The organism is Streptomyces sp. NPDC033270, from assembly GCF_055576575.1.
Genome location: NZ_JBVIRA010000027.1, coordinates 1 through 25,311, shown reverse-complemented (window position 1 = coordinate 25,311; position 25,311 = coordinate 1). Strand labels below are relative to the sequence as shown.

The 25,311-nt window shown below is 71.3% G+C and carries 29 protein-coding genes and 1 pseudogene; 15 read left to right on the top strand and 15 right to left on the bottom strand.

The window, feature by feature from the left end; all coding sequences use genetic code 11:
- Positions 1-299 precede the first annotated feature (299 nt).
- The 6 genes from ACZ5XZ_RS30835 to ACZ5XZ_RS30810 all read right to left on the bottom strand — a co-directional run bounded on the left by ACZ5XZ_RS30835 (position 300) and on the right by ACZ5XZ_RS30810 (position 4,140).
- Positions 300-824, bottom strand: a complete 525-nt coding sequence (locus ACZ5XZ_RS30835; RefSeq protein WP_468983904.1) for a chaplin — start codon at positions 822-824, stop codon at positions 300-302.
- Between the two features lie 143 nt (positions 825-967).
- Positions 968-1,417 (bottom strand): rodlin, encoded by a 450-nt coding sequence (locus ACZ5XZ_RS30830; protein ID WP_468983902.1) that lies wholly within the window; start codon positions 1,415-1,417, stop codon positions 968-970.
- Between the two features lie 374 nt (positions 1,418-1,791).
- Positions 1,792-2,241, bottom strand: a complete 450-nt coding sequence (locus tag ACZ5XZ_RS30825; protein ID WP_468983900.1) for a rodlin — start codon at positions 2,239-2,241, stop codon at positions 1,792-1,794.
- A gap of 264 nt (positions 2,242-2,505) precedes the next feature.
- Entirely contained in the window at positions 2,506-2,814 is a 309-nt protein-coding gene (locus ACZ5XZ_RS30820) for a hypothetical protein (protein ID WP_468983897.1), read from the bottom strand.
- 293 nt (positions 2,815-3,107) lie between these two features.
- Positions 3,108-3,356 carry a chaplin gene (locus ACZ5XZ_RS30815; RefSeq protein ID WP_468984103.1) on the bottom strand — a complete coding sequence of 83 codons (249 nt, stop codon included), beginning with the start codon at positions 3,354-3,356 and terminating at the stop codon, positions 3,108-3,110.
- Positions 3,357-3,717: 361 nt separating this feature from the next.
- Positions 3,718-4,140, bottom strand: a complete 423-nt coding sequence (locus tag ACZ5XZ_RS30810; protein ID WP_468983894.1) for a rodlin — start codon at positions 4,138-4,140, stop codon at positions 3,718-3,720.
- A 283-nt stretch (positions 4,141-4,423) separates the two neighbouring features.
- Between ACZ5XZ_RS30810 and ACZ5XZ_RS30805 the strand changes: the two genes are divergently transcribed.
- The gene (locus tag ACZ5XZ_RS30805; RefSeq protein WP_468983891.1) at positions 4,424-6,106 is read left to right on the top strand and encodes a bifunctional 3'-5' exonuclease/DNA polymerase; all 1,683 of its coding nucleotides are present in this window, start codon (positions 4,424-4,426) and stop codon (positions 6,104-6,106) included.
- Between the two features lie 48 nt (positions 6,107-6,154).
- Here the strand turns inward: ACZ5XZ_RS30805 and ACZ5XZ_RS30800 are convergent, their stop codons facing one another.
- Positions 6,155-6,778: a TetR/AcrR family transcriptional regulator gene (locus tag ACZ5XZ_RS30800; protein ID WP_468983890.1), complete on the bottom strand. Its 624-nt coding sequence runs from the start codon at positions 6,776-6,778 to the stop codon at positions 6,155-6,157.
- Between the two features lie 149 nt (positions 6,779-6,927).
- Here ACZ5XZ_RS30800 and ACZ5XZ_RS30795 point away from each other — a divergent pair, with 149 nt between their 5' ends.
- Both ACZ5XZ_RS30795 and ACZ5XZ_RS30790 read left to right on the top strand, forming a co-directional pair.
- Positions 6,928-7,638: a spheroidene monooxygenase gene (locus ACZ5XZ_RS30795; RefSeq protein ID WP_468983888.1), complete on the top strand. Its 711-nt coding sequence runs from the start codon at positions 6,928-6,930 to the stop codon at positions 7,636-7,638.
- Positions 7,639-7,864: 226 nt separating this feature from the next.
- Entirely contained in the window at positions 7,865-8,302 is a 438-nt protein-coding gene (locus ACZ5XZ_RS30790) for a RidA family protein (RefSeq protein WP_468983885.1), read from the top strand.
- 109 nt (positions 8,303-8,411) lie between these two features.
- On the opposite strand, the gene ACZ5XZ_RS30785 is transcribed toward ACZ5XZ_RS30790, so the two are convergent.
- Both ACZ5XZ_RS30785 and ACZ5XZ_RS30780 read right to left on the bottom strand, forming a co-directional pair.
- Positions 8,412-9,668: an acyltransferase family protein gene (locus ACZ5XZ_RS30785; RefSeq protein ID WP_468983883.1), complete on the bottom strand. Its 1,257-nt coding sequence runs from the start codon at positions 9,666-9,668 to the stop codon at positions 8,412-8,414.
- Positions 9,669-9,968: 300 nt separating this feature from the next.
- Complete coding sequence (locus ACZ5XZ_RS30780) at positions 9,969-10,853, bottom strand: glycerophosphodiester phosphodiesterase (protein ID WP_468983881.1); 885 nt, start codon at positions 10,851-10,853, stop codon at positions 9,969-9,971.
- A 142-nt stretch (positions 10,854-10,995) separates the two neighbouring features.
- Between ACZ5XZ_RS30780 and ACZ5XZ_RS30775 the strand changes: the two genes are divergently transcribed.
- From ACZ5XZ_RS30775 to ACZ5XZ_RS30725, 11 genes are all read left to right on the top strand, one after another.
- Positions 10,996-11,976, top strand: coding sequence for a GNAT family N-acetyltransferase (locus ACZ5XZ_RS30775; protein ID WP_468983878.1), 981 nt, complete (start codon positions 10,996-10,998; stop codon positions 11,974-11,976).
- Entirely contained in the window at positions 11,973-13,361 is a 1,389-nt protein-coding gene (locus tag ACZ5XZ_RS30770; RefSeq protein ID WP_468983876.1) for an extracellular solute-binding protein, read from the top strand. The genes ACZ5XZ_RS30775 and ACZ5XZ_RS30770 overlap by 4 nt, the downstream gene beginning before the upstream one ends.
- A 23-nt stretch (positions 13,362-13,384) precedes the next feature.
- Positions 13,385-14,296, top strand: a complete 912-nt coding sequence (locus ACZ5XZ_RS30765; RefSeq protein WP_468983874.1) for a carbohydrate ABC transporter permease — start codon at positions 13,385-13,387, stop codon at positions 14,294-14,296.
- Complete coding sequence (locus tag ACZ5XZ_RS30760; RefSeq protein WP_468983872.1) at positions 14,293-15,189, top strand: carbohydrate ABC transporter permease; 897 nt, start codon at positions 14,293-14,295, stop codon at positions 15,187-15,189. The genes ACZ5XZ_RS30765 and ACZ5XZ_RS30760 overlap by 4 nt, the downstream gene beginning before the upstream one ends.
- Positions 15,190-15,264: 75 nt before the next feature.
- Entirely contained in the window at positions 15,265-15,930 is a 666-nt protein-coding gene (locus tag ACZ5XZ_RS30755; RefSeq protein ID WP_468983870.1) for a response regulator, read from the top strand.
- Positions 15,931-15,975: 45 nt separating this feature from the next.
- The gene (locus tag ACZ5XZ_RS30750) at positions 15,976-17,202 is read left to right on the top strand and encodes a sensor histidine kinase (RefSeq protein WP_468983867.1); all 1,227 of its coding nucleotides are present in this window, start codon (positions 15,976-15,978) and stop codon (positions 17,200-17,202) included.
- 104 nt (positions 17,203-17,306) lie between these two features.
- On the top strand, positions 17,307-17,699 hold the full coding sequence (locus ACZ5XZ_RS30745; protein ID WP_468983864.1) for a hypothetical protein: 393 nt from the start codon (positions 17,307-17,309) through the stop codon (positions 17,697-17,699).
- Positions 17,700-17,887: 188 nt separating this feature from the next.
- On the top strand, positions 17,888-18,388 hold the full coding sequence (locus ACZ5XZ_RS30740; RefSeq protein ID WP_468983862.1) for a hypothetical protein: 501 nt from the start codon (positions 17,888-17,890) through the stop codon (positions 18,386-18,388).
- A gap of 303 nt (positions 18,389-18,691) precedes the next feature.
- A complete protein-coding gene (locus ACZ5XZ_RS30735) occupies positions 18,692-18,940 on the top strand; it encodes a hypothetical protein (protein WP_468983860.1) in 249 nt (82 codons plus the stop codon).
- A 245-nt stretch (positions 18,941-19,185) separates the two neighbouring features.
- Positions 19,186-19,464, top strand: a complete 279-nt coding sequence (locus ACZ5XZ_RS30730) for a hypothetical protein (protein ID WP_468983858.1) — start codon at positions 19,186-19,188, stop codon at positions 19,462-19,464.
- A gap of 129 nt (positions 19,465-19,593) precedes the next feature.
- The gene (locus tag ACZ5XZ_RS30725) at positions 19,594-19,923 is read left to right on the top strand and encodes a hypothetical protein (protein ID WP_468983855.1); all 330 of its coding nucleotides are present in this window, start codon (positions 19,594-19,596) and stop codon (positions 19,921-19,923) included.
- Positions 19,924-20,026: 103 nt separating this feature from the next.
- On the opposite strand, the gene ACZ5XZ_RS30720 is transcribed toward ACZ5XZ_RS30725, so the two are convergent.
- The 6 genes and pseudogenes from ACZ5XZ_RS30720 to ACZ5XZ_RS30695 form a co-directional block, all read right to left on the bottom strand.
- A complete protein-coding gene (locus tag ACZ5XZ_RS30720) occupies positions 20,027-20,305 on the bottom strand; it encodes a hypothetical protein (RefSeq protein WP_384427972.1) in 279 nt (92 codons plus the stop codon).
- 403 nt (positions 20,306-20,708) lie between these two features.
- A complete protein-coding gene (locus tag ACZ5XZ_RS30715; protein WP_468983851.1) occupies positions 20,709-21,539 on the bottom strand; it encodes a hypothetical protein in 831 nt (276 codons plus the stop codon).
- 477 nt (positions 21,540-22,016) lie between these two features.
- Entirely contained in the window at positions 22,017-22,292 is a 276-nt protein-coding gene (locus ACZ5XZ_RS30710) for a hypothetical protein (protein WP_468983848.1), read from the bottom strand.
- 254 nt (positions 22,293-22,546) lie between these two features.
- Entirely contained in the window at positions 22,547-23,041 is a 495-nt protein-coding gene (locus tag ACZ5XZ_RS30705) for a hypothetical protein (protein WP_384427967.1), read from the bottom strand.
- A gap of 733 nt (positions 23,042-23,774) precedes the next feature.
- Positions 23,775-24,002, bottom strand: a pseudogene (locus tag ACZ5XZ_RS30700) (chaplin); the annotation flags it as partial.
- Positions 24,003-24,342: 340 nt separating this feature from the next.
- Entirely contained in the window at positions 24,343-24,525 is a 183-nt protein-coding gene (locus ACZ5XZ_RS30695) for a hypothetical protein (RefSeq protein WP_468983844.1), read from the bottom strand.
- A 390-nt stretch (positions 24,526-24,915) separates the two neighbouring features.
- Here ACZ5XZ_RS30695 and ACZ5XZ_RS30690 point away from each other — a divergent pair, with 390 nt between their 5' ends.
- Positions 24,916-25,200 carry a hypothetical protein gene (locus ACZ5XZ_RS30690; RefSeq protein ID WP_468983841.1) on the top strand — a complete coding sequence of 95 codons (285 nt, stop codon included), beginning with the start codon at positions 24,916-24,918 and terminating at the stop codon, positions 25,198-25,200.
- The last annotated feature ends 111 nt before the right edge of the window (positions 25,201-25,311 follow it).

Sequence of the window (25,311 nt, the reverse complement as noted above, 5' to 3'; positions counted from 1 at the left end):
CCCCCTGGGAGGCAGGTCCCACCAATGAGCGAAAGAACGATCCTTCCCGTGCCGGACACGGCCCTGGCGCGTTGATCCGCACGATCCGTCGTACGGCCCGCAGGGCGGCTTCCAGCCGCAGCGTCGCCCGTTGCCAGCGGTACGACGGCCCGTGGTCGAACCGTCCGGCGATGCCGACGGCCGGCTCGACCGGGTGGCCCAGGCCGAGCGGCCCGCCGGATCCGCTCGGCCGGCCGCCGTGCCCCGCGGCCGCCGAAACCGGCCGGACGCCCCTTGCACGCGCCCTATCCCTACCCCGCTCACTTACGCCGCGAACGGGCCCTGCGCAGCAGTAGCGCCCCTCCCAGCAGCAGCACCCCGCCGACACCGGCCACCATGGCCGGCTCCTCCGCACCGGAGGACGCGAGCAGCGCGGAGCCCGCGGACGCCCCGGCCCGCGCCACCGCACCCAGCCGGGGCTCGTGCCCGGGGCGCGGGGCGGTCTCGGCGGTCTTCGCCGGGGCGCGGTGCCGCACCGGTTCCCCGGCCCTGCGGTGCGCCGCGGCGGAAGGTGGCGCCAGCGGGGGCCGCTGGGCTGCCGGCGCGGGTGCACCGCGGTGCCCGCACGCGTCGTGCTCGGCATGGTCGAGCGCCCCGGCCCCGTCCGCCGAGTTGCCGCACACGTTGACGGGGTTGAACACGCTCACCCGGATACTGTTCCCGGACAGCACGCCGGGAGATTTCATGGCGCCGGTGCCGGCGTCCCCGTGCACCACTGCGCCGCTCGCGCCGAGCGCACCCGACGCCGCCGCAACGAGCACGCACACCTTCAGACTCTGTCGCATCTCTCATCCCTCGTCTGGAGTCATCGCGTACGGGCCACCGTCCGCGGGCCCCGTGGCGCTCACACGGCCGGGCGGCCGGCAGCGCATACGCGGCGCCGACCGCCCGGAGACGCAGGCGGTGGTACGGCCGAGGCCGTCGGGCTTCAGTGCCCGCGCTTGTGGGCTCCGTGCTTGTGGGCTCCGTGCTTGTGGGCCCCGTTGCCGGACGCGATCGGGATGTCGTTCAGGATGTGCGACACCGCCTCATCGCCCTTGGCCTGCGTCGAGTTCCGCACGCACTGCTGCGTCTGCGGATTGGACAGCACATTGATGTCCTGGACCGTGGTCGGAAAAGCCCCGAACACCGAACCGACATTGACCTTTTCGCCGATCAGGGCGAAGCAGAGGTCGTTCAGGGTGCCCTGCACGAGCCCGAGCTGGGTGCTGAGCTTTCCGCGCGTGGTGGAGTTGCCGTAGACCGACTTCCCCCCGTTCCCGTTGACCGTCCTGGTGCCCTTGTGCCCGTCGCTCGCCATTGCTTGCGGAGCGGCCGCAGCGGAAATGCCGACCAGTGACGCCGCGACAGCCACGCCGGCAAGGATCTTCTTCATCACGCAACCCCTTCAGGAGACGGAACTCCCGGCACAGGAGCCCTATTGGAACAACCCGGCCCGCAGCCCGGGGTTCTCCTACATCACCCGAATAGATCGCACGCGATCTCCGGCCGGCATGCCAATGCCCCGGCAACCCCATCAAACTCGCAAGGGCATTGGCACGCTTCCCTCCACACACCATCCCCAACGAGCTGGCCCATCGGACACCGGTCACAAGCGAATAACAATTCAGCGGAACGTGCCGGCCATTCCTTTTTTGACCGGCGCCGTCCCTCAGCACAACCGTCCCGCCTCACATGGCCACGCCGCGAAGCAGAAAAATCCGGGCCGCCCGGAAGAAGGAGGGCCGGGCGGCCCGGGTATTCATCGGCCGGTCAGTGGTGCTTCTTGCCGCCGCCGTTGCCGGACAGGATCGGGATGTCGTTGAGGATGTGCGACAGCGCCTCGTCACCCTTGGCCTGGGTGGAGTTCTCGGCGCACTGCTGCGACTGCGGGTTGGACAGCACATTGATGTCCTGGACCGTGGTCGGGAAGGCCCCGAACAGCGAGCCGAAGTTCGCCTTGTACGGCAGCGCGACGCAGGGCTTGTTCAGCGAGCCCTGGATCAGACCGATCTGCGGGCTCATGTAGCCCTTGGTGGTCGAGTTCCCGTAGAGCTGCGTCGTCCCGTTTCCATTGACGGAAGTAGTCCCGTGGTGCTTGCCGCCGTGGTGCTTACCGCCGTCGTGGTGCTTACCCGTGGCCATCGCCGGGGAGGCGGCAGCTGCGGCAACACCGACAATGGACGCAGCTGCGGCTGCGGTCGCCAGAGCTTTCTTGATCATTGTTGATCCTTTGTGTTTCTGGATGCCCTTGGGCCAGACAATCTGCCCAACTCACAAGAGCGAATTTGGTTGTGCTCATTCACTCGAACGCCCTGGCGCCGTGATCCGCTTTTCCGATCGGTCCGGCGGTGGACCGGGCGCACCGAGCGGGAAGCACCCGGATGCGGCGGGCCGCGGGACGGCGATATACGCGGTCGGGGCCGCCCGGCACGCATTCGGCTTCCGTTCCGAATGCGCCTGGAGCGGCCCACGGGGACAGCGGGATTACCTGATCGGAAGGCCACCGAGCAGCGGGGTGCCCTTCGCCGCCGCCGTCACACCGCCGAGCAGCTTGTTCGCGTTGGCCGACTTGACCTTCTCACCGGTGGTCTTGATCTTCTTGACCAGCGGCCGCACCTGGTGGCCGTCCAGCTGCTTGCTCCGCAGCGCGTCGTGCAGTCCGCCGTTGAGGCTCATCTTCGGTCCGGGCTGAATGCCGGCCGGAACTCCGTGCTGGGCGGCAATGGCGGGCGCGGCGGCGCCCAGCGCAACGACGGAACCGGCGACAACCACCGCAGACTTCGCGTACTTCACTTTCAACTGTCCCTTCTCGGGCGGTGCTTGACGGGACCGCGGCACCAGCGCCGCGTGAGCAACATTTCGCTGCTCGGATCACCGCTTTCCCCTTCACTAACGAGTACCGCCGCGCGGAGAAACTCCGAAGTTCCGCCTGCACGGCAACTCCACCCGAAAGGTGCGGCCCAGGCGTTTGTCCGGATGGGCCGGAAAATGATCCGGCCCCGGTGTGCAGTGAATCGCACACCGGGACCGGATCACGGACGCGGCTCGAATTCGTTCGAGTCAGCGGCTGAGGTCAGCGCACCTGGTCACTTCTTGTGGTGGCTGAGGTTGGCGCACTTGTTGCCGAACGCCGGGTTCAGCGCCCCGATGAATTGAGCGGTGTTGCCGCACAGGTTGATCGGGATGTTGATCGGAATCTGTACGAGGTTTCCGGAGATGACGCCGGGAGAGTGCTTCGCCTTGCCCACCGCACCCGCGTCAGCGAACGCCGGCGCAGCCGCACCCACTGCCATGAGCATGCCGGCAGTGGCTGCCGCAACCTTTCCGTACTTCACTTTCAGCCCTTTCTGCAGCGGGTCCGTAGCGAACACGACCATCGTGCCGCACGGGCGCTGACCTGCTCGCCCGTAACGCCGCTGCTGATATTGGTAACAATTTCTCCTCGTGGACGAAACTCTCGCCGGGGAGTTTCGGAGGAATCGCCCGAAGGATGCAATATCGTTTCGGGAGATTGCCGCCGCGCATACGACGCGGAAAAAACACCGGATTTCGAACAGACGAGGCAGCTGCCGAATAGTAATTCCCACCGGGAGGTGGGTCGAGAAATTCCGTTCCCACCGGTTCGCCGCCGGGCACCGCCGTTCCCGGACCGCTCAGGAGTGAGAGCCGGCGGTCCGGGCCGTGCGGGCTTCGGCCTCAGTGCTTGTGGTGGCGCGCTCCGTTGCCGGACAGGATGGGGATGTCGTTCAGGATGTGCGACACCGCCTCATCGCCCTTGGCCTGCGTCGAGTTCCGCGCGCACTGCTGCGTCTGCGGGTTGGACAGCACATTGATGTCCTGGACCGTGGTCGGGAAAGCCCCGAACACCGAACCGACATTGACCTTCTGGCCGACCAGCGCCGCACAGAGGCTGTTCAGCGACCCCTGCACGAGCTCCAGCTGCGGGCTCATCTTGCCCCGGGTGGTGGAGTTGCCGAAAGCGGACTTGGCACCGTTGCCGTTGACCGTCGCGGTACCACCGCCGTGCTTGCCGACCGCCATTGCCTGGGGAGCCGCCGTAGCCGAAATTCCGACGACGGACGCGGCGACGGCAGTTGTGGCCAGGACCTTCTTGATCACTTTTTACCCTTCTCGAAGCGGGGTGCCCGAATGGGAGCGCACTGGATCAACTCGCTTCCGAGGGTGCGGTTTCGCCGATTCACCCGGATGCCGCGAAACCATAAACACACATCACTTTATCTCCGTCCGCCCTGTCGCCCCGCCGTCGCACCCGCCGCGGACAAGGCGAAAGGCGCGTCCGGGGAATTCGTGTCGAGCCAGGACGCCGCGGCGCCGGCCCGACCCCCTGGGTCCGACTGCCGCCGGGCTTCGATTGTCAGAGGGGGGTGCAAGACTCGGGAGCATGAGATGGGCGGTGGTGGAGACGGGCGACGGGGGTGCTCGTCTCTGTCCGCTCGCCCAGGACGGCCGGCCCGCGGGGCCGGTGGTGCGGGAGCGCTCGCTCGCCGAGGCGGTGCGCGCGCGGCCCGAGGTGGAGCGGTGGGTGTGGCGGTCCACGGCGGAGATCTACCGGCGGCTGCTGGCGGCGGGGGTGCGGGTCGAGCGCTGCTATGACGTGGAGGCCGCCGAGGCGCTGCTGATCGGCCATGAGGAGGGCCAGTCGGGACAGCCGCGTTCGCTGGCCGCCGCCTGGGCACGGCTGCACGGCCTGCCCGTCCCGCCAGACGCTCCCGTGCGTACGGCCGAGACCCAGCCGTCCCTCTTCGAGCCGGGTCCGGTGCCGCTGCCGCCCGGCACGGACGAGCTGGCAGCGCTGTTGGAGGTCTATACGGGCCAGGTCGCGCGCACGGAGAAGACCGAGCATCCGGAGCGGATGCGGCTGCTGTTGGCCGCCGAGTCCGCGGGCATGCTGGTCGCGGCGGAGATGGGCCGGTTCGGGGTGCCCTGGCGGGCGGATGTGCACCGCGAGCTGCTCGACGGGCTGCTGGGCGAACGCTATCCGGGCGGGCTGGAGACCCGGCGGATGGCGGAGCTGGCGGACGAGGTGTCCCGGGCCTTCGGCGAGGGCGTACGGGTGCGCCCCGATCTGCCGCAGGACATCGTCAAGGCCTTTGCCCGCGCCGGGATCTCCCTGACCTCGACCCGCAAGTGGGAGCTGGCGCAGATCGATCACCCGGCGGTGGCGCCGCTGCTGGAGTACAAGAAGCTCTACCGGCTGCACACCGCCCACGGGTGGTCATGGCTGCAGCAGTGGGTGCACGACGGCCGCTTCCGCCCCGAGTACCTGCCCGGTGGCACGGTCTCGGGACGCTGGACCGCCAACGGCGGCGGCGCGCTGCAGATCCCCAAGGTGATCCGCCGGGCCGTGCTCGCCGACCCGGGGTGGCGCCTGGTCGTCGCCGACGCCGCCCAGATGGAGCCGCGGGTGCTGGCCGCCGTCTCCCGCGACCGCGGTCTGATGGAGGTGGCCGGCAGCGGCGAGGACCTGTACGCGGATCTGGCCGCCCGCGCGTTCGGCGGCGACCGCGACCAGGCCAAGCTCGGCCTGCTGGGGGCCGTTTACGGCCAGACGTCCGGCGACGCCCTCAAGCACATGGCCGATCTGCGCCGCCGCTATCCGGTGGCGGTGGCGTATGTGGACGACGCGGCGCGCGCCGGCGAGGAGGGCCGCCTGGTGCGCACCTGGCTGGGCCGCACCTGCCCGCCGGCGTCCGTGGCGCCGCCCGACGAGGCGGGCCTGCCCCAGGAGGAGGAGCGGCCGGCGGGGTACGGCGGTAATTCCGCGGCCGCCCGCGCCCGCGGCCGGTTCACCCGTAACTTCGTCGTCCAGGGCAGCGCCGCGGACTGGGCGTTGCTGATGCTGGCCGCGCTGCGCCGCTCGCTGCGCGAGGGCGGGCTCCGCGCCGAGCTGGTCTTCTTCCAGCACGACGAGGTGATCGTGCACTGCCCTGCGCACGAGGCTCCGGCGGTGTCCGAGGCGATCACGGCGGCGGCCGCGACGGCGGGGCGGATCGCGTTCGGCGAGACGCCGGTCCGCTTCCCGTTCACCACCGCGGTGGTGGAGTGCTACGCGGAGGCGAAGTGAGGAGCCCGGCCGGCAGCCGCGCGGGTCCGTGGAGCGGAGGTCTTCACCTCACCGGCCGGTGTCCACGGCCGCCGGGCCCGCGGAGCCGGAGATCAGGCCACGGGTGATCCGTACCATCGCCGCGACCAGCAGCTCACGGGGGTGGTCGGGGCGGTCCAGCCACCACAGGGCGAGGCCGTAGAGCGAGCTGCGGATCGCCTCGCCGAGGGGCTCCAGCTCGGCCTCGGGGATGCCGGGCGCGAACTCGCGGAGCAGCGCGATGTCGGTCTCGCGCTGGCGGCGCTGGAGCTCGCGGTGGAAGGCCCGCACCTCCGCGTCCCCGGTGGTGTCGCGGAACATCATGCGCCAGGTGTACGGATGGCTCTGCACATACCCGAACCAGGCGTCGTACATCGCCGTGATCCGCGTCTGCATGTCGCCCTCGCCATGGAGGAGTTCGCGGATCGGAGCGGCGGCCAGCTCGTCGCGGTGCCGCTCCAGGAGCGCGAGGTGCAGTTCCTGCTTGGAGTCGAAGTGGCGGTAGAGCATCGGCTTGCTCAGTCCGGCTTCGGCGGCGATCTCCCCGATGGTCGTGCCCGCGAAGCCGCGCTCGGCGAACAGCCGGGCGGCCGTGTCCTCGATGCGCGTCCTGGTCTCGGCGCGCGCGGCTCGGCTCCGGTCGATCCCGCTCATGCGGTCCCCTCGCGATCTGGCTCGTTCCGGCTGGTGCTGTCGGCTCGCCATTGTCGGTGCATTCAAGGATACTAGGTGGTGTACCACTTGGTATACGCATCAGTAACTTACTCGGCCCCTGCCTGTGGGCCGGGATACGGGGGGTCGCCGTGATCGTTTCCGTACACCTCGCCGACCTGGGCGCCCGCTCCGTGCGCGGTGTCCTGCGCGAGCGCCCGCAGCCGGGGGACGTCCCCGGCCTCCGCCATGCCCGGACCCTGCTCACCGGCGCCGTCGCCGCCGGCCCGCCCAAGCTCCGCCCCGGCCGGGCCGCGCTGCTCGCCGCATGGGAGGACGACGCCGCGCTCGACGGCTTCCTCGCCGAGAGCCCGCTGGCACGGCGGCTGGCCGGGGGCTGGCATGTGCGGCTGCAGCCGGTGCGGGTCTCCGGCTCGTGGCCTCCGATGCCGGTCCAGGCCGAGCCCGGCGCCGCGCTGGACGAGGAGGACGAGCCGGTCGCCGTCCTCACCCTCGGGCAGCTGCGGCTGCGCCGCGCGCTGCCGTTCCTGCGCGCCAACTCCCGGGCCGCCGGGCGGGCCGCGGCCGATCCCGCGCTGGTCGCGTCCGTCGCCCTGGCCCGCCCGCCTCGCTTCGTCGGCACGTTCTCGATCTGGCGGAGCGTGTCGGCCATGCGCCACTACGCCTACGGCTCCGCCCGGCCCGAGCACACGGAGGCGGTCGGGGAGCATCAGCAGAAGCCGTTCCACCACGAGGCGGCGTTCATACGCTGCCGCCCCTACGGCTCCCGGGGCACGCTGGACGGCCGGGACCCACTGGCGTCGGCGGCCCCGCCACGGCACGCGCCGCGGACCGGGCCCTGATCCGGCAGGCCCCTGATCCGGTGGGCGAGATACCGGCCCCGATCCGCCGGCAGGCCCTAAACTCGCCGGGGAGCGGGCCGATGGCGATGGACGGCCGCGGTACGAGCCGGGAAGGGGCCAGCGGTGAGCGACGCCGAAGGGGCTGCAGACCTCCCGATGCGCCGCGGGCCGCGCCGCGATCCCCGGGCGTGCGAGACGAGTTGGCGACGGAGGGGAGCCGGCGCGGATGAGCGCTGAGACGGCAGGCACGGACGGCACCAAGGACGACGGGCTGGAGCGCGTCAACCCCTCTCACCTGGCGCCGCCGACCGGCTTCAGCCATGCCGTACGCGCCGCACCGGGCACCTTGGTCTTCCTCGCCGGGCAGACCGCCCTCGACGGCTCGGGCCGGATCGTCGGCGACGGCATCGTCGAGCAGTTCGAGCGCGCGCTGGCGAACCTCCTGGATGTCGCGGCGGCCTCCGGGGCCGGTCCGTCCGACCTCGCCAAGCTCACCGTCTTCGCGGTCGACGTCGCCGACTACCGACGGCATGCCAGGGAGCTCGGCCGGGTGTGGAAGCGCCTGGTCGGCGGCGACTTCCCGGCGATGGCCGTGATCGGCGCCACCCGCCTGTGGGACGAGGCCGCGCTGGTCGAGATCGAAGGCATCGCGGTGGTGCGGTAGCCGGCGCCCGTGTCGCGGCGAAACCGGCGCCGTCATGCCGAAGGGCGCCCGTCCCACCGGTCTCCCGGTGCGGCGGGCGCCCCGGCGCCGACCTCCCCTGCGCAGCGGCTCAGTTCCGGCTGCGGGCCACCCCCACCGGGTCCTTCCCGAACGCCCAGGTCATCTTGGGCTCCATCGCGAAGCGGAAGATCCGTTGCACCGGCGGGGTGCACAGCACCGTGACGACCGTGCCCGCGATCAGGGTGAGCAGCACCGCACCCCAGGGCGTGTGCACCCACGGGTGGTCGTACCAGTTCCAAAAGCGCGAGCCCTTGGCGAGGAAGCCGTGCAGCAGGTAGCCGTAGAGGGTGCCCGCGCCCAGCGCCGTGCACCACATCGTGCGGCCCGGGATCCAGGCGAAGAAGCAGGCCACCAGCACCAGCGAGCAGCCGAACATCGCCAGCGTCATCACCGCGCCGCTCCACCAGGGCGCGGCGAGTTCCTGCGCGGCGTCACGGTGGTAGAACCACGCGGCGTTCATCCGCGGCGCCGCCCAGTACGCGAAGACCAGGGCGGCCGCGAAGACCGGTACCGCCGCGATGCGCGCCTTCTTGCGGCGTACGAGCTTGAAGTGTTCCGGCCGCAGCGCCAGCCCGATCACGAAGAAGGGCAGGAACTGCAGCGTCCGCTGGAGGTCCAGATCGTCGCCGATGTCCGGTGAGACGGACGCGAGTACGGCTATGGTCAGCGCGAGCGGTACCGGCCAGCGCACGATTTTCCACAGCGGAGTGGTCAGGCGCCAGATGAAGAGCGCGGCCAGGAACCACGTCAGATACCAGGGGTCCGTCAGGCTGATCGGGTAATGCGGATCGTCGTCCGCCCACCTCTTGAAGAGCGTATAAGCCACTTCGAAGAGGATGTACGGGACCGCGACTCCGGTGATCAGCCGCTGCAGCCGGTCCTTGCGCATATCGAAACTGCGCGAGAAATAGCCGGAGATGATGATGAACGCCGGCATATGGAACGCGTAGACGGTGATGTAGAGCGCCGCTGCCGTGCGGCTGCCGTCACGCAACGGCTCCCAGGAGTGCCCCATCGCCACCAGCACGATGGCCAGGTACTTGGCGTTGTCGAAGAACGCGTCGCGCGGCTTGGCGCCGGCGGCCGCGGCGTTCTTGGCCCGGGCCCGGCCACGGCCTTTGGCGTGGCTTCTGGGCTTGGCGTGCGAGCGGGCGGCCGCCGCCGGCGCCAGCGTCGTCGTCGCCGTGGCACCGGCAGTCTGCGCCGGCGCGGGTGCGCCGGCCCGGCTCAGCGTGTCGTGCGGCATCTGCCGCGGCGGGGGGAGCGGCACCCGCCGTTCGCCGTACGCCGGATATTCGTCGTTCAAGGAGCCTCCCGGAAGCATCCCAGGGGAGGTGCTGGACGCTGGCCCGCGTCGGGCCGCATTTCGGAACCCAAAAGCCAAATCCTGCGTCTTAGTTCATTTACGGGGAGGGTGGCGGCGTCGAACATCTCAGGCACCATAGCCGCGCGGCGGGAATCCCGTAAATCCCGACCTGCCACGGCCACACGCCGGGCGTCCGCTCTCCACAGCTCCTTCACGCGGCGCGGGTAGCGGCGCACTCTCCGCCGTCGTCCGGCGCCCGCACGATCCGGGCAATCCCGCCTGATTCCCGGCCCTTGAACCCTATTCGATGATTCCTTCGATACCTCGCGCCCGGAGGGATCGCGCGTTCGTGTTCTTCGCCACGTCCCACGCATAGACCTCCAACGGGCGGCCGTGCGGCCCGCGCAACCGGTGCACGGCCGCCAGCCAGCGCGAACTGAGCGCGGACATACGGGGGTTGATCTGGTCGGCGAACCGCGCATAGCGCGCCAGTTTGGCCATACCCGGCGCCCCCAGAATTCCCGTGCGCACCTGCGGCACGAGTTCGTGCACGGCCTTCACGCACGCCACGGAGAAACTCTGGACCACCAGCCGGCTGCGGACATGGCCGCGGTCGAGCCAGCCGCGCGCCCGCAGTTCCCGGACGATCTGCGCCTCGATTCCCGGATACCTCTCCGGAGCCTTGATCTCCAGCAGAAGACGCTGGTCGTTGTGGTCCAGACGGCGCAGGAACCCGGCGAGCGTGGGCACCCGTTCCCCCGCGAACCGCTTGCCGAACCAGCTCCCGGCGTCCAGCCGCGCGATCTCGGCGGCGGTGAAGTCCCCCACCCGCCACGGCGCCCGCCCCGGAAACACCTTCGCGGCGTTGGTCGTGCGCCGCAGCGTGGTGTCGTGCAGGACGACCAGCCGGCCGTCCTTGGTGCGCTGCACATCGTTCTCGACCCATATCAGCCCGCGCCGGTGGGCGGCGTCCACGGCGGCCAGGGTGTTCTCCGGTGCGTAACGGGAGGCGCCGCGGTGCGCGATCACCAGCGCCGCCGCGGTACCGGGCCCGGCCCGTGCCGCGCGGGCCACCGCGACATCCGCGTACTCCTCCGGCCCCGACGCCATCGCGGACGACGACACCGCCGCCGTCAGCAGATAGGCGACGCCGGCGGCGGGGATCCGCAGCGCTCTGCGCAGCATCCGGCAGCCTCCTGGTTGCCCGTCCACGGGCCGGCCGGGCGCTCTCCCCAACATGCCTGCCGCCCCGGGGGCCCGCCACGCGAGCGGGCCATACGGGCGTGCACCGTCGCCAAGATGCCGGATATGCGGTAAGTAGTGTCCGATGTCCGCCACCGCCGCCCCCGGCCCGCGCCCCGTCCTCCGCCCCTTCCGCCCCGGGGACGGCCCCTCCCTGCTGGCGGCCTGGGCCCGCAGCGCCCCGGACGACCCGATCAGCGCCGCCCGTTTCCGCACGCTGATCCTGCTCGATCCCCACTTCGACGCCGAGGGGCTGCGGGTGGCCGATCTCGGCGGCCAGGTGGTGGGTGCCGCCTATGCGGTGCGCCGCCGCACCCCGCCGGCCGGAGGCGATCTGGAACCGTCCGACGGCTGGCTCCTCTTCTTCTTCGTCGATCCACCGCACCGTCGCGCGGGCCTCGGCCGACGGCTGCTCACCGACGCCCTCGACTGGCTGCGCGGACAGGGCCGCACCCGGATCGGCTTCGCCCCGTACACCCCCAACTACGTGCTCCCCGGCCTGGACCGGGCCGCCTACCCGGAGGCCGACCGGCTGCTGACCGCCCTCGGCTTCCGGGTCCGCTACGAGGCCGCCGCGATGGACCGCAGCCTGATCGGCTACCGCGTGCCGGACGAGGTCCGGCGGCATCAGCAGACGCTGGTGGCACGGGGGTTCGGCTTCGGCACCCCGTGCGACGACGATCTGGTGGACCTGGTCTCCCTGGCCGCCGAGGAGTTCACCCCCGACTGGGCACGGGCGATCCGGCGGTGTCTGACCGGCGGCGCTCCTTTGGACCGCATCGTCATCGCCCGGGCACCGGACGGACGGCTGGCGGGCTGGGCCATGCACGGCGCCTACGACGGCATGACCGAGCGGTTCGGCCCGTTCGGTGTACGGCAGGAGCTGCGCGGCACCGGGCTCGGCAAGGTCCTGCTGCATCTCACGCTGGAGCGGATGCGGGCGCTCGGCGTCCACGGGGCGTGGTTCCTGTGGACGGGCGAGGCGAGCCCGGCGGGGCAGCTGTACCGCAGGAGCGGGTTCACCACGACCCGGACGTTCGCGGTGCTGGAGTGGGAGGCGCGGTGAGGCGGCGTACGTTCACCGCGGGTGCCGCCGGTGGGGCCGGGGCCGCCCTGCTGGCCGCCGCGGGCTGCGAGGCGCCCGGGGACGCGGCGTACGGGGGTGACCGGGCCGCTCTCCCCGGCGCCCCGGTGACCCTGACGGTCCTGACGCACTATGCGAGCGAACCGCTCAGATCGGCGCTGCAGTCCGCGGTCGACGCGTGGAACGCGACCCATCGGGGGGTCCAGGTGCGCACCACCGCGGTCAGGTTCGCCGATCTGCTGACGACGTACATGGTGCGGCAGGCCGCCGGCCAGGGCCCCGACATCCTGCATCCGTCCGGGCTGTGGACCGGCCAGCTGGTGCGGGCCGGTGTGCTGCGGCCGGCGCCGCGGCACACCGCTCGGCTGATCCGCCGGGACTTCTCCCCCGCGGCCGTGGCGGCGGCGTCGGCGGGCGGGACGGTCTACGGCTACCCCACGGAGGTGCAGACCTACGCCCTCTACTACAACCGGCGGCTGCTGCGGGCGGCCGGCGTCGGCGGGCCGCCGCGCACCTGGCGGGAGCTGGAGGAGACGGCGTACCGCACCGCCCGGCGGGACCGGCACGGCAACGTCCTGGTGCAGGGGTTCGGGCTGTCCCGGGCCGACGACTCGACCGTCGTGGGGCAGACCCTCGCCCTGCTGACCGCGGGCGGCGGCGCCTTCCTGACCCCCGACGGCCGGCGCACCGCCCTCGGCTCGGCGGCCGGCCGGGAGCTGCTCGACCTGGAGCGCCGACTCATCGTCCGCGGCGCCGCGGACCCCGGCATCCCGCTCTTTCGGGCCTTTCCGTCCGGTCAGGTGGCGATGACGGTCAACGCGGGCTGGTGGACGGCGGGTCTGCGGGCGGCGATGGGCGCGGACTACCGCGAGGTCGCGGTGGCGCCGGTGCCGGGCCGGGCGCCGGGGGACCGCGGCACGCTGGCGACCGGCTTCCTGCTGGGCGTGAACGCCAGGAGCAGATATCCGCGCCAGGCCTGGGAGTTCCTGCACTGGCTGAACGCGGCGCCGGTGCCGGCCGCGCGGCCGGCCGGCACCGGACGGCGGCCGGCCACGGTGTCGAGGATGAGTGCGCTGCAGGTCTCGGTCGGTTCGATGACCGGCCGCGCGGACGATATGCGGGCGCTGCTGGGCGGCGAGGGCGGACCCGGTGGCGGCCGGGGCGGCGCCGGCGGCGACGCGAACCTGGGCCCCTTCCTGGACGCGCTGCACTACGCCGTGCCGCAGCCGAACGGTCCGCGCGCCCAGCGCGCCACCGCGCTGCTGCGCAAGAACATCGAGGAGATCTGGACGGGCCGCGCCCCGGTCGACGCGGCGCTGGCCACCCTCACCCGGCAGATCGACCAGGAACTCTCCCGGCCCTACTGAGCCCCTACGAGAGGTGGTGCCCCATGGCCTTGGCCGACGGCGGTCCCGTCCGGGCGGCCCGGCGGCGGCAGACCGCCCTCGCCTATCTGTTCCTGGCCCCGGCCCTGCTGTTCTTCGCGGTGTTCCTCGCCCTGCCGCTGCTGTTCGCCGTACTGCTCGCGCAGTCGCGCTGGGCCGGCTTCGACCTCGACGCGATCGACCCGGTCGGCATGGCCAACTTCACCGACCTCTTCGCCCGCGGCTCGACGTTCCTGACCCCCGTCCTGACCAACACGCTGCTGTACGCCCTGGGCACCGTGGCGATCGCGCTCGGTGGTGCGCTGCTGGTCTCCCACTGCATCAACCGACTGCGCTTCCAGGGCTTTTGGCGCACCCTGTACTTCCTGCCCCTGGTGACGACCGTGGTCGCCGTCGGCAACGTGTGGAAGTACATGTACGAGCCGGGCGGCCTGGTCAACGGCCTGCTCAACGGCCTCGGCCTGGATTCCGTGGCCTTCCTCCAGAGCCCCGGCACGGCCCTGCCGTCCGTCATCGTGGTGCAGGCCTGGGCGTCCGTCGGCACCGCGATCCTGATCCTCACCGCGGGCCTGAAGTCGATTCCGGAGGTCTACTACGAGGCCGCGGAGCTGGACGGCGCCGGCCGCCGCACCCTCTTCTGGCGCATCACCCTGCCGCTGCTGCGGCCGTCCCTGCTCTTCGTCTGCCTCACCCAGTTCATCACCGGGCTGCAGTCGTTCGCGCTGATCAATGTGATGACGGGCGAGGGCGGGCCGGGCGATGCCACCAATGTCGCGGCGCTGGAGATGTACCAGCAGGCGTTCCGGTACGGCGACTGGGGCATCGCCGCCGCTGCCTCGCTCGTGCTGTTCCTGGTCATTTCCGTGGTGACGGTGGTGCAACTGTGGCTGTTCCGCCGGAAGGGCGGGGAATCGTGAACGGATCCGGACCGCCGGCCGGCCGCCGTCGCCGCCACCGCCCCTGGGCGTCCTACGCCGTCGTGGCCGTCGGGGCGGTCCTGACCGTCGTGCCGTTCCTCGACATGCTGCTGACCTCGTTCAAGGGCCCGGGCACCTACGGAAAACTCCCCTACCGGTTCCTTCCCGAGGCCTTCGACCTCGCCAACTACCGTGCCGCGATCGCCCAGCTGGATCTGCCGCTGCTCTTTCGCAACAGCGTGATCGCCACCGCGCTGATCACCGGCTCCACCCTCCTGACCTCGGCACTCGCCGGTTACGCACTGGCCAAACTCCGCTTCCCGGGCCGCGATCTGATCTTCCGGCTGGTGCTGTCGACGATGATGTTTCCGTCGTTCGTCTTCTTCATCCCGCACTTTCTGATCCTGGTGCACTGGCCGGGAGCCGGCGGCAACGACCTGCTCGGCCGCGGCGGCGCGGGCCTGACCGTCAGCCTCGCCGCGCTGGTCATCCCGTTCCTGGTGTCGGGCTTCGGGATCTTCCTGATGCGGCAGTTCATGCTGGCCATCCCGGACGAGATGCTGGAGGCGGCCCGCATCGACGGCGCCGGCGAATACGCGATCTGGTGGCGCATCGTCCTGCCGCAGACGAAACCGGTGGCCGTCACCCTCACCCTGCTCACCTTCGTCCACGCCTGGAACGAGTACATCTGGGCCCTTTTGATCTCCACCGCCAACCCGCGGCTGATGACGCTGCCCGTGGGCATCCAGATGCTGCAGAGCCACCTCGACCCCGACCGGATGGTGCCCGTCATGATGGCCGGGCTCGTCCTGAGCATCCTGCCGGTCCTGCTGCTCTTCGTCCTGCTGCAGAAGCACTACGTCCGCGGGGTGATGCTCAGCGGACTCAAGTGAGAGCAGGCCCTTCCGGGGGCGCCTCCCGGACCGCGGTGGGCGGTTCCGCCCCGCGGTGCGGCAGAATTCCCACTCGTGACGATTCGACTGCTGATCGCCGACGACCAGGAGATGGTCCGCCGGGGAATGCGCCGCATCGTGGAGAGCCAGCCCGACATGGAAGTGGTGGGCGAGGCGGCGAACGGCGTGGACGCGGTGGAGCTGGGGCGTGCGCTCGCCCCCGATGTGGCGCTGGTGGACATCCGGATGCCGGGGATGGACGGGCTGGAGGTCACCCGCAGGCTGGCCGACCCCGCCGCGGCCCACCCGGTGCGGATCGTCGTCGTGACCACCTTCGACCTCGACGAGTACGTCTACCCCGCGCTGCGCTTCGGCGCATCGGGGTTCGTGCTCAAGCGCTCGGGTCCGGCGCTGCTGGTCGAGGCGGTGCGGGCGGCGGTGGCCGGTGACAGCCTGATCAGCCCGTCGATCACGGTACGGCTGCTGCGGCACGTCACCGGGGCCACGGACGGGCGGCGCCCCCGCCACCGCGACACGGTGCTGACCGAGCGGGAGCGGGAGATCGCCGGAAAGGTCGCCGAGGGGAAGACCAATGCCGATATCGCCGGTGAACTGTTCATCTCCGCGGGCACGGTCAAGACCCATGTGGCCAGCATCCAGCGGAAGCTGCAGGTACGTAACCGGGTCGGGGTCGCGGTCCGGGCCTGGGAGCTGGGCTATGCGACGGGGCGGACGCCCTGACCGCCGGCACCCCGCGGGCCGCGCCGGGTGCGTAGCCTCGCGGTCATGACGGACCAGGTGCGGGACGGGCGGCGGCGCCGGTGGTGGTCGGCGGTGGCCGCGGTCGGCATGCTCGCACCGGCCGTCGTCGCACCGCCGGGAACCGGGGCCTGGCTGTCGGCGATCCTGGCCGCGCTGGCGCTGGCCGTGGCCGTCCGGGCCTGGCCGGCGGGCCGGGTCTCCCTCGCCCGGGCGGCGGGCGGTCTCGCGCTGCTCTCCCTCGCCGCGGACTGCGTCGCCGTCGGCAAGCCCGGACTGGCCCTGCTCTGGCTCCCCTTCGAGGCGGCGGCGCTGCTGGTCGTCCTGGAGCGGGTGGTGCGCCAGGTGCCCGGACCCCGGGTGGGCGTCGTCGGCGCCCTCACCGGCGCCGCCGCGGTCCTGCTGCCGCTGCGCTTCACGCTGCACGCGCCGCGGACGGGCCTGGGGGAGTCGCTCTTCGCGGCGTCGCTGGCGTTCTTCCCGGTCGCCTGCGCGACGGGCGTCGGGCTCTATCTGCGGTCGCTGGACGGCCGCCGGGCGCGTGCGGTGGCGTCGGCCCGGCGCGAGCAGCGCCTCGAAGTCGCCCGCGATCTCCATGACTTCGTCGCCCACGAGGTGACCGGCATCGTCCTGGAGGCGCAGGCGGCCCAGCTCGGCGCGGGCCCGTCGGCGCTCGGCGCCGAGGAGCAGCGCGCGCTGCTGCACCGCATCGAGCAGGCGGGGCTGCGGGCGCTGGAATCCATGGACCGGACGGTGGCGGCGCTGCGCGGCGCGGACGGCGCCGATCCGGGCGAGCCGCCGCCCACCCGCCCGCACGGTCTGGCCGACCTGCCCGAACTCGTCGCCCGTTTCGCTTCGATGACCGCCGCGGCGGTGGCGCTGTCCCTGGAGGACGAGGCGGCCGGCGGCCTGTCGCCGGAAGCCGCGGACACCGCGTACCGCGTGGTGCTGGAGGCGCTGACCAACGTACGGCGCCATGCCCCGCGGGCCGGCCGTGTCGAGGTGTCCGCCGGCCTGACCGCCGACCGGTCCGTGGCGGTCTCGGTCGCCGACAGCGGGGGCGCCGGGGTGCCGGCGCACGGCCTGGAGGCGGGCACACCGTCACGCGGCGGCACCGGACTGGCGGGACTGGCCGAGCGGGCCGGCGCGCTGGGCGGCACGCTGGAGGCCGGCCCGTACGGTCCCGGGTGGCGGGTGCGATGTGTGCTGCCCGCGCCGCGGTCCGCTGACCGCGAAGCCGTTCGGCGGCCGTGAGCGGGAGGCGGATATCTGCCGAACGGCAGATGTGCGGCTCCCCGGGGCCCGCGATCCTCGGGGGAGTTCAGCACTCCGTGCCCCTGGCTCCCCTGGAGGAAGCGATGTCGTCATCCGCCCTGCCGAAGCGCCCCGCCGCGCTCGCCGTCGCCGCGGCGGCCGTCGCCCTCGGCCTCACCGGCTGCTCCGTGGAGGCCTCGCAGGCCAAGCCCGCATCGAAGAGCTTCCCCTACCGCGGTACGTCGCTGAAGGTGAAGACCCACGAGGTCGCCACCGATCTGGTCGCCACCGACCGCAAGGACATCAAGGTCACCCGCTGGTTCGACACGGCCGCGGGCACCGTGCACCTGAGGTGGACCCTCAAGGGCGACACCCTCGACATCGACGCCGGCTGCACCGGCCTCGCCCTGTGCGACGCCAGGTTCCGGGTGGAGGTGCCCAAGGGCGTCGCGGTGACCAAGGACGGCCACAAGACCCGGTTGGACGGCCGAAGCTGACGGGGCATCCGCGCTCCGCCGCCTCCCGGACCGGGCTGGCGTGGCGCCTCGACCGGGCCGGCCGCGCACGTGCGTTGATCAGGTAGCGGCGGTCGATGAACCGCTGTTACGTGATCGACAGATCCCCGAGAAGCGCCGCTCGTAGTTTCTGACCCGCCGACCGATTCCCACAGAACGGAACGAGAGTCATGAACAGCACGCTGCGCACGGACCGACGCACGAAGGCGGCCATGGGTGCCGCCCTGGCCGGAGTCGCCGTCCTCGGCATGTTCGCCACCGCCCACGGGGCGCAGGCGGCGACCGGCGACCGGAGCGGTGCGCACACCGTGGGCATCGCCCGTACCGCCGGCACGCCCTACGTCATCAACCACTACGGGGAGGAGAACGCGGACCGGGGCCGCGCCGAGCGCAGCCCCGCGCACCTGGTGCTCTCCGAGTTCACCTCGATCGGCAAGGTCAACTGGCAGCAGTGGGGCGCGAAGAAGGCCGTCGGCACCGGGAAGGTCACCGGCACCTGGTGCCTGGACACCTGCCTGGACAAGCCGCTGAAGGCCACCGTCACGCTCGCGGACCCCAAGACCGTCGACGGCCGTAAGGTCTTCACCGCCTTCACCCTGAAGCTGGCCGGAAACCCCGGTGCGTACGACTCCGAGGACCTGCACGGCAAGCGTCCGCTCGCCACGAGCTGACACCCCCTCCCGGCCCTCTCCCGGCCCCGTCCGGCACCGCCGGCCGGGGGCCGGCGTCGAGCCCCGTCGCCCTGGCCGCACCGCAGTTGGCAGCCCCCGCTCCCCCGCGACCGGGCGGCCGCCCGTACCGCGGCCCCTCCGCCGCGCCGCGAACTCCTCCTCCAGAACCCCGCTTTCCGCCTCTCCGGCTCGACACATGGCGTACAGCGAAGTGGAACCCGCCAGACGACTACTGCTAGTGTTCGCACGGTCACAGTAGGCAATCAGGCCTCTATGCACAGGTAACGAAGGGCCGAAGGTTCCATGCGCAAGCTTCAGCAGGTCGTGGTCGTCGCCGCAGCAGCAGCCGGCGGCCTCTCCGCCATCGGTGCCGGCGCCGGCACCGCCTACGCCCACGGCAGTCACGGGCCCCGGGTGAACGACATCTTCCGTCCGTACCAGGAGTGCAGTCCGCAGACGGTGCTCGACAACAACCTTCCGATCGGCGTGCTCGCCGTCCCGCAGAACTTCGACACCAGCTGCGGCCAGTTCAACCACGCCTTCACCGGCTGACTTCGCCGGGGGCAGCCGTACGCGACGCCGCCACGGGCTCTTCGGGGGACTCCCCCCGAAGAGCCCGTTTTGCGTGCGGCAGCCGCCGCCCAGGGCAAGGAGCAACTCCCGGAACGGCGCCCGATATTCCGCCTTTCACACCCGGCGCGTCGCTGCGCAACGAGGGGACATTTCGTATTAGTTTCCCGTAACTGTACGAAGCCGATCAATTACTGATCGCATCCGTTCAATCTTCCGGAGAAGAAATGCGCAAGCTTCACAAGGCCGCCGTCCTGGTCGCCGCCCTCGGCAGCCTCGGCCTCCTCGGCGCCGGCACCGCCCACGCCGACGGCGGCAAGGGCGGCGGGATCGACATCAAGCAGGGCAACTCCTGCCGGTCGCACGATCTGAACGTCGACGTCCTCGGCGAGGTCGGCGTCCTCAACGGCGTGCTGGGCAGCGCCCTCAACGGCGAGGGCTCCTCGGGTGCGCAGTCCACTCCGATCGGCTCGTCCCTGGGCTGCAACGACAGCGTCGGCAAGTAACGGGAGCGGGTCCCGGCTCCGGCACCACCGGCCCGGAACCGGGACCCTTTGCCCGCCCTTCTTCAGGACCCGGGAAGTGCGGATTCGCGGTGCACGGCCCCCGGGCAACAACCACAAAGGAACGCAGCAATGTTCAGTCGGAAGAAGATCGCAGCCGTCTCGGTACTCCTGGGCGGCCTCGCCGTCACCGGCGCCTCGCTGGCGTACGCCGAAGGAGCCCCGCTCAGCTGCACCCGCGACCTCACGGGCAATGTCTCCTGCATCCAGAAGAACGCCGACTACACCAGCCAGGACGGCAAGTACTCCCTCAAGCAGGCGCAGGACTGCCTGTCGTCAGCACCTGCGACATTGCCCTCGAACGGCCTGCTGAACACCGGCTCGACCCGGATCGGCCCCGCCATGACCTGCTCCAACACCGCGCCGGAGGACGGCGCATCGATGCCCCAGATCGGGGGCTGAGCCCCCGGCGGGCCCTGAAGAAGGTGGAAAAAAGGGGTTCCGGCGCCGAGCCCGTGGCCCGGCGCCGGAACCCCTTCCGGTGACGTATGCGACCGCTCTGCGCTCAGAACGCGCCGTTGCTGCAGCGCATCTTCGCGCCCAGGTGGGACGACTGCGCACCCGGGCTGCCCTCGCCGTTGAGCGCGTTGCCCAGCGTGCCGTTGAGCGCCCCGACCGACCCGAGGACGTCGATGTTCATGTCGTGCGACCGGCACGAGGCGCCCTGCTTGGCGTCGATGTCGTGGGCACCCGCCTCACCGTGGGCGAAGGCGGTACCGGCGCTGAGGGCACCGACGCTGCCGAGGACGGCACCCAGGACGGCGACCTTCTGAAGCTTGCGCATTTCTTCTCCGGAGATTGAGCGGATGCGATCCGCGAAGACCGACTACTGACATAACGAGAGCCCGACCGGACATACCCGCACCGCTCGATGCGGCATGGACAGGCTGTGACAGCACAGTCGCCCCGCGACCGGGCGCAGGTGACGCCCTGAGCCGCGGGGACGGCGAGCGGTCCCGATCGGGACGCTGGCCTCAACCACCGTCTGCGGACTGCACTTCTGGTACGGGCCGAGGAGGTGGTTCCGCTCCCGAGGGACGCCCTACGGGAAGCGGGCTGGCGGTGACGACGGACCCACGGCAGCGGCTCGCGCCGGCCCCGCCAGACGTTCCATGGCGGCCGGAGGCGGCCCCACCCCCGCATCGCTGTGCTCGGGGGCGGGACCAGTCCTGACCGTCCGCGAACGATCAGGACATGCGGGGCAGATCGACCTGTCCCACCGGAGCCGCCGCGAGCCGCCCCAGCCCGAACGGGGAGATCTGCGGGACGTCCGGGGAGATCAGCGGGTTGATCAGCGGGTTGACCTGCGGGTTGACCTGGGGGTTGACCTGCGGGGCGGTGTGCGGGACGGACTGCGGGTGCACGACCTGCGGCACGTCGACCTGCGGGGCGACCTGCGGGGTGACCTGCGGCGCCGCCTGGGGGACCACCTGCGGGACGATCTGCGGCACCGACTGCTGCGCGGCAGGCGCCGGGGAGGCCGCCTGCGGAGCGGAGCGCTGCGGGGCGTCCTCCATGACAGCGGCCTGCGAGGCACCGTGCGACGTGGCCGTCGCGGTGGCGTGGGTGTCGTGGTGCGGCGCGGCCTCGGGGGCGGCCTGCTGCGGGGCGGGAGCCGGGGCGGCCGCCGGCTGGGGCGCGGGGGCCGGAGCGGCCGGCTGCGGCGCGGGAGCCGGGGCCGGAGCCGGGGGCGCGGCCTGCTGCGGAGCGGGAGCCGGAGCCGGGGCGGGAGCCGGAGGGGCGTACTGCGGAGCCGGGGCCGGAGGCGCGTACTGCTGAGGAGCCGGGGCCGGAGGCGGGGCGTACTGCGGAGCCGGGGCCGGAGGCGCGTACTGCTGAGGAGCGGGAGCCGGCGGGGCGTACTGCTGCGGAGCCGGGGCCGGAGCCGCCTGCGGAGCGGGGGGCGGGGCGGCGCCGTTGTATCCGACGGGAGCGTCGGCATGGCTGACGCCGGCACCGATGGCAGATAGACCGCCGGCCGCTGCGACGACGAGCAATGCCTGGTGAAGCTTGCGCATGGAACCCTCGGCCCTTCATTAACCTATACATGGAAATCTGAATTACTTATTTCTGTCCTGCGGGCGCCCACATTGGTGGTCTTGGGCTCACGCCCTGCGCACCCCGATCCGGACCACGTCGGAAACCTCCCGCAAGCCCGCGACGGCACTCACTGCGCTGCCCTCCCACGCTCCTCGAAGCCGACGGCTCATCCCATCGCCTCTCCTTCTGAATGCGCGTCGGACAACACTTTCGGCGTGGTCGCCACCGGCCACCCCGGTACCAGGGAGGAGCGTTTCCCGGCGACGACCCACAGGCCCATTCGCTGTTCTCTCCCAGGGGCAACGGCATTTCCCCGGGCCCGGTCACGGGAACCCGTACGCGGTCACCCATTTGCCACTCCACGGAAATATGGCCGAACGCCAAAAAGGGCCCCGACACCGGCCTTACGGCCGAATACCGGGACCCGGTTCGCGTGGCTACGCGAACGGCGCTGCTCAGAAGGCGCTGTTGTTGCAACCCATCGACGAGCCCATGGTGGTGGACTGCGCGCCCGGGCTGCCCTCACCGTTGAGGGCGTTGCCCAGCACGCCGTTGAGGATGCCGACCTCGCCGAGGACGTCGACGTTCAGGTCGTGCGACCGGCATGAGCTGCCCTGCTTGATGTCGAACTTGCCGCCCTTGCCGCCGTCGGCGTGGGCGGTGCCGGCGCCGAGGAGGCCGAGGCTGCCCAGGGCGGCGACCAGGACGGCGGCCTTCTGAAGCTTGCGCATTTTTCTCTCCGGAAGATTGAACGGAAGCGATCGGTAACAGATCGACTTCTTACAGTTACGGAGGCTAATACGAAATAACCTGATATTGGCAGCGACGCGCCGGATTGTACGATTGAGGGCCCGGAAGTCCCCTCGCCGACCCAGCAGTTCAGGACCTCGCCCGTCGGCAAGGGCGGCCGCGCGCACGCCAAAGGGCCCCTCGGGGATACCGAAGGGCCCGTGCCCGGGCGGCGCGCGTGGCGGGCTCGGCGGCCTTAGTGCGCCGAGGCGGAGGACGAGGCGAAGGCGTTGGCCTGGGTGTTGTTCTGGGTGCAGGTGATGCCCCGGGTCTGCGGGTTGGCGAGCACGCCGATCGGGAGGTCCGCGTCGAGCAGCGTCTGCGGGCTGCACTCCTGGTACGGGCGGAAGAGGTTGTTCTGATCCCTCGGGGCCTGCGGCAGGACCTGCGAGACCTGCGGCGAGAGCTGCGGGTTGAGCTGCGGGTTGACCTGCGGAGAGACCTCCGGGGCCTGCTGCGGGGCGCTTTGCGGGGCAGCTGCCTGCTGCGGACCGGCATGCGAGCCGGAAGCGTGCGAAGTGGCCTGCGAAGCGGTCCAAGCGGCGGCCTGGGGGGTGTCCTGCTGCGGGGCAACGGGTGGGGTGGCACCGCCGTACCCGACGGGAGCGTCGGCGAAGCTGCCGCCGGCACCGACGGCGGACAGACCGCCGGCCGCTGCGACGACGAGCGCGACCTGGTGAAGCTTGCGCATGGAACCCTCGGCCCTTCATTACCTGTTACACGGAAAATCTGATGTCGTATGAATGCGCGTCGGACAACACTGCCGGCGTGGTCGCCGCCGGCCACCCCGGTATCACACGGAAGCGATTCCCGGCTGCAACCCACGGACCCATTCGCTGTTCTCCCAAGGGGCAACGGGAATTCCCCTGGCCCGGTCACGGGAACCGATGCGCGGTCACCCGTTTGCCACCGTGCGGATATTGGACTCCCGGTCGCGACGTCCTCACAGTGGGCAGTGGTCTGGGCGTGGGTCCGCTTCGAGGCGGCACGGACCGGAGCGGTCGGGTAAGTCATATGAATATGGGGCCCGTTGACTACTCCGGGCCCCATCTTCACGCGTAATCTTCACGCGTAGCGCGGCGACCGCCGAAAAGGCCCGTCACCGCCTACCTTCAGCCCCGGGCGGCGGCGCGGCGGCCCCGGCGGTAGAGCAGGACGCCGCCGAGGAGCAGCCCGGCACTGGCAGCGGCCGGAACCGCCAGGCTGACCTTTTCCGAACCGGTGCGTGCCAGCTCGGGGCGGGCGGGCGCCGCGACTTGGTGGAGCGAGCGGTGTCCGGCCTCCTGCGTGGCGATGTGGTGCGCCGACGAGGAACGGTGGCCGGACGAACGGTGGCTGTGCGACGGCTTGTCCTGGCCCCCCTGCTGCATGTGCTGCTTCTTCGGCGCCTTGTGGTGGTGCCGCGCGTGGGACGGCGCATCGACGTTGGCGCACTTGTTCCCGAAGGCGGGGTTGAGCAGGCCGATGATGTCGAGCGTGTTGCCGCACACGTTGGTCGGGATGTGGATCGGCAGCTGAAGCAGGTTGCCGGACAGGATGCCGGGAGAGCCGACGGCGGCGCCCTGGGCACCCGTGTCGGCGACGGTCGTGCCCGCGCTGGCGAGCAGCAGGCCACCAGTGGCAGCCGAAGCGGCAATGACCTTCTTGATCACGTGACTCCTCCTTGACAGTGCGGTCACAGCCGCGGACCGCACAACACTCAACGACACAGAAGGAGGAAGGCTACGAATCCGGCATTTCGATCACTCATTCAGCTTGGTGCGTGGGCTCACGCGGCTGACGAGTGACACCAATTCGATTTTATGGAGAGGTGTTCTTCATCCGCGGCCACTGTCGGGCCGGGCTGGGAGCGGGCGCCGCCCCGGCGGTCCGGCCGGCAACACCCCCACATGACAGCCGGACCGCCGCCCTGACCGCTGCTGACTCGGGCGGCCGAAGCGGCCCACCGGGAGATCCGGAGCGCCGGCGGATCCGCCGGCTGCGATCAGCCGGTCAACGCGGATTGAGCAGCCCCAGTGGCAGCTGACCGAGCTGCAGCCCACCGACGTTGGAGTTCGCCCTCACGGGGTCGCCGAGGATGCCGATGACTCCCGGACCGGGCTCGGCATGGGCGGGGAGGGCGAGGGCCCCGGTGAGAGCCAGGGCTCCCACAAGGGTGACGAGTACACGGCGCATAGCGGCTCCTGCTTCACTTCGAGTGGTTGGCGTGCTGCTTGCACGGCGCACCCTTCCACCCGAGCGGGGCGGGCCGGCGACATCCACGCCCAGCGGTCACCTGATCGCACGCCTGTGAGGGGCACCCACGAGGCACGGCTCGCGAACAAAGGGAGCCGACTGGGCCGACAGGGTGGTTCGACCCGCTCGCCGCCCCGAATCCCGGGAGCGCGTGCGCCGGTTGCCACCGGCCCACGGCCTGGTCAGCCACGCGGGCGGGGCAAATTACGAACCCTCGATCATACAATCCGGCGCGTCGGTGCGCGACTTCAGGTTATTTCGTATTAGCCTCCACAACCGTACGAAATCGGTACATCACAGGTGAATCCGCTCAACCTAACCGGAGTAGAAATGCGCATGCTTCGCACGGCCGCCGTTGTGGCCGCCGCACTCGGCACCCTCGGCATCCTCGGCGCCGGCACCGCCTCTGCCGATGGCGGCAAGGGAGGTGGCGGCAAGATCGAGATCAAGCAGGGCAGCTCGTGCCGGTCGCACGACGTGAACGTCGACGTCCTCGGCGAGGTCGGCATCGCGAACGGCCTGGGAGGCAACCTGCTCGGTGGCGAGGGCGACGCGGGTGCGCAGTCCACCACGATGGGTTCGTCCATGGGCTGCAACAACAGCGTCGGCAAGTAAGCCCCCACGGCAACCGGTCCCGGGGGGGGGGGGGGGGGGGGGGGGGGGGGGGGGGGGGGGGGGGGGGGGGGGGGGGGGGGGGGGGGGGGGGGGGGGGGGGGGGGGGGGGGG

What these genes read in the sequence shown, in the direction of transcription:
- ACZ5XZ_RS30790 (WP_468983885.1), top strand. Translation starts at nt 7,865, where the DNA reads ATGAGCGCTGAGACGGCAGGCACGGACGGCACCAAGGACGACGGGCTG.
- ACZ5XZ_RS30805 (WP_468983891.1), top strand. Translation starts at nt 4,424, where the DNA reads ATGAGATGGGCGGTGGTGGAGACGGGCGACGGGGGTGCTCGTCTCTGT.
- ACZ5XZ_RS30740 (WP_468983862.1), top strand. Translation starts at nt 17,888, where the DNA reads ATGAACAGCACGCTGCGCACGGACCGACGCACGAAGGCGGCCATGGGT.
- ACZ5XZ_RS30800 (WP_468983890.1), bottom strand. Translation starts at nt 6,778, where the DNA reads ATGAGCGGGATCGACCGGAGCCGAGCCGCGCGCGCCGAGACCAGGACG.
- ACZ5XZ_RS30765 (WP_468983874.1), top strand. Translation starts at nt 13,385, where the DNA reads ATGGCCTTGGCCGACGGCGGTCCCGTCCGGGCGGCCCGGCGGCGGCAG.
- ACZ5XZ_RS30690 (WP_468983841.1), top strand. Translation starts at nt 24,916, where the DNA reads ATGCGCATGCTTCGCACGGCCGCCGTTGTGGCCGCCGCACTCGGCACC.
- ACZ5XZ_RS30735 (WP_468983860.1), top strand. Translation starts at nt 18,692, where the DNA reads ATGCGCAAGCTTCAGCAGGTCGTGGTCGTCGCCGCAGCAGCAGCCGGC.
- ACZ5XZ_RS30730 (WP_468983858.1), top strand. Translation starts at nt 19,186, where the DNA reads ATGCGCAAGCTTCACAAGGCCGCCGTCCTGGTCGCCGCCCTCGGCAGC.
- ACZ5XZ_RS30715 (WP_468983851.1), bottom strand. Translation starts at nt 21,539, where the DNA reads ATGCGCAAGCTTCACCAGGCATTGCTCGTCGTCGCAGCGGCCGGCGGT.
- ACZ5XZ_RS30720 (WP_384427972.1), bottom strand. Translation starts at nt 20,305, where the DNA reads ATGCGCAAGCTTCAGAAGGTCGCCGTCCTGGGTGCCGTCCTCGGCAGC.
- ACZ5XZ_RS30705 (WP_384427967.1), bottom strand. Translation starts at nt 23,041, where the DNA reads ATGCGCAAGCTTCACCAGGTCGCGCTCGTCGTCGCAGCGGCCGGCGGT.
- ACZ5XZ_RS30835 (WP_468983904.1), bottom strand. Translation starts at nt 824, where the DNA reads ATGCGACAGAGTCTGAAGGTGTGCGTGCTCGTTGCGGCGGCGTCGGGT.
- ACZ5XZ_RS30745 (WP_468983864.1), top strand. Translation starts at nt 17,307, where the DNA reads ATGTCGTCATCCGCCCTGCCGAAGCGCCCCGCCGCGCTCGCCGTCGCC.
- ACZ5XZ_RS30710 (WP_468983848.1), bottom strand. Translation starts at nt 22,292, where the DNA reads ATGCGCAAGCTTCAGAAGGCCGCCGTCCTGGTCGCCGCCCTGGGCAGC.
- ACZ5XZ_RS30725 (WP_468983855.1), top strand. Translation starts at nt 19,594, where the DNA reads ATGTTCAGTCGGAAGAAGATCGCAGCCGTCTCGGTACTCCTGGGCGGC.
- ACZ5XZ_RS30695 (WP_468983844.1), bottom strand. Translation starts at nt 24,525, where the DNA reads ATGCGCCGTGTACTCGTCACCCTTGTGGGAGCCCTGGCTCTCACCGGG.
- ACZ5XZ_RS30780 (WP_468983881.1), bottom strand. Translation starts at nt 10,853, where the DNA reads ATGCTGCGCAGAGCGCTGCGGATCCCCGCCGCCGGCGTCGCCTATCTG.
- ACZ5XZ_RS30750 (WP_468983867.1), top strand. Translation starts at nt 15,976, where the DNA reads ATGACGGACCAGGTGCGGGACGGGCGGCGGCGCCGGTGGTGGTCGGCG.
- ACZ5XZ_RS30825 (WP_468983900.1), bottom strand. Translation starts at nt 2,241, where the DNA reads ATGATCAAGAAAGCTCTGGCGACCGCAGCCGCAGCTGCGTCCATTGTC.
- ACZ5XZ_RS30775 (WP_468983878.1), top strand. Translation starts at nt 10,996, where the DNA reads ATGTCCGCCACCGCCGCCCCCGGCCCGCGCCCCGTCCTCCGCCCCTTC.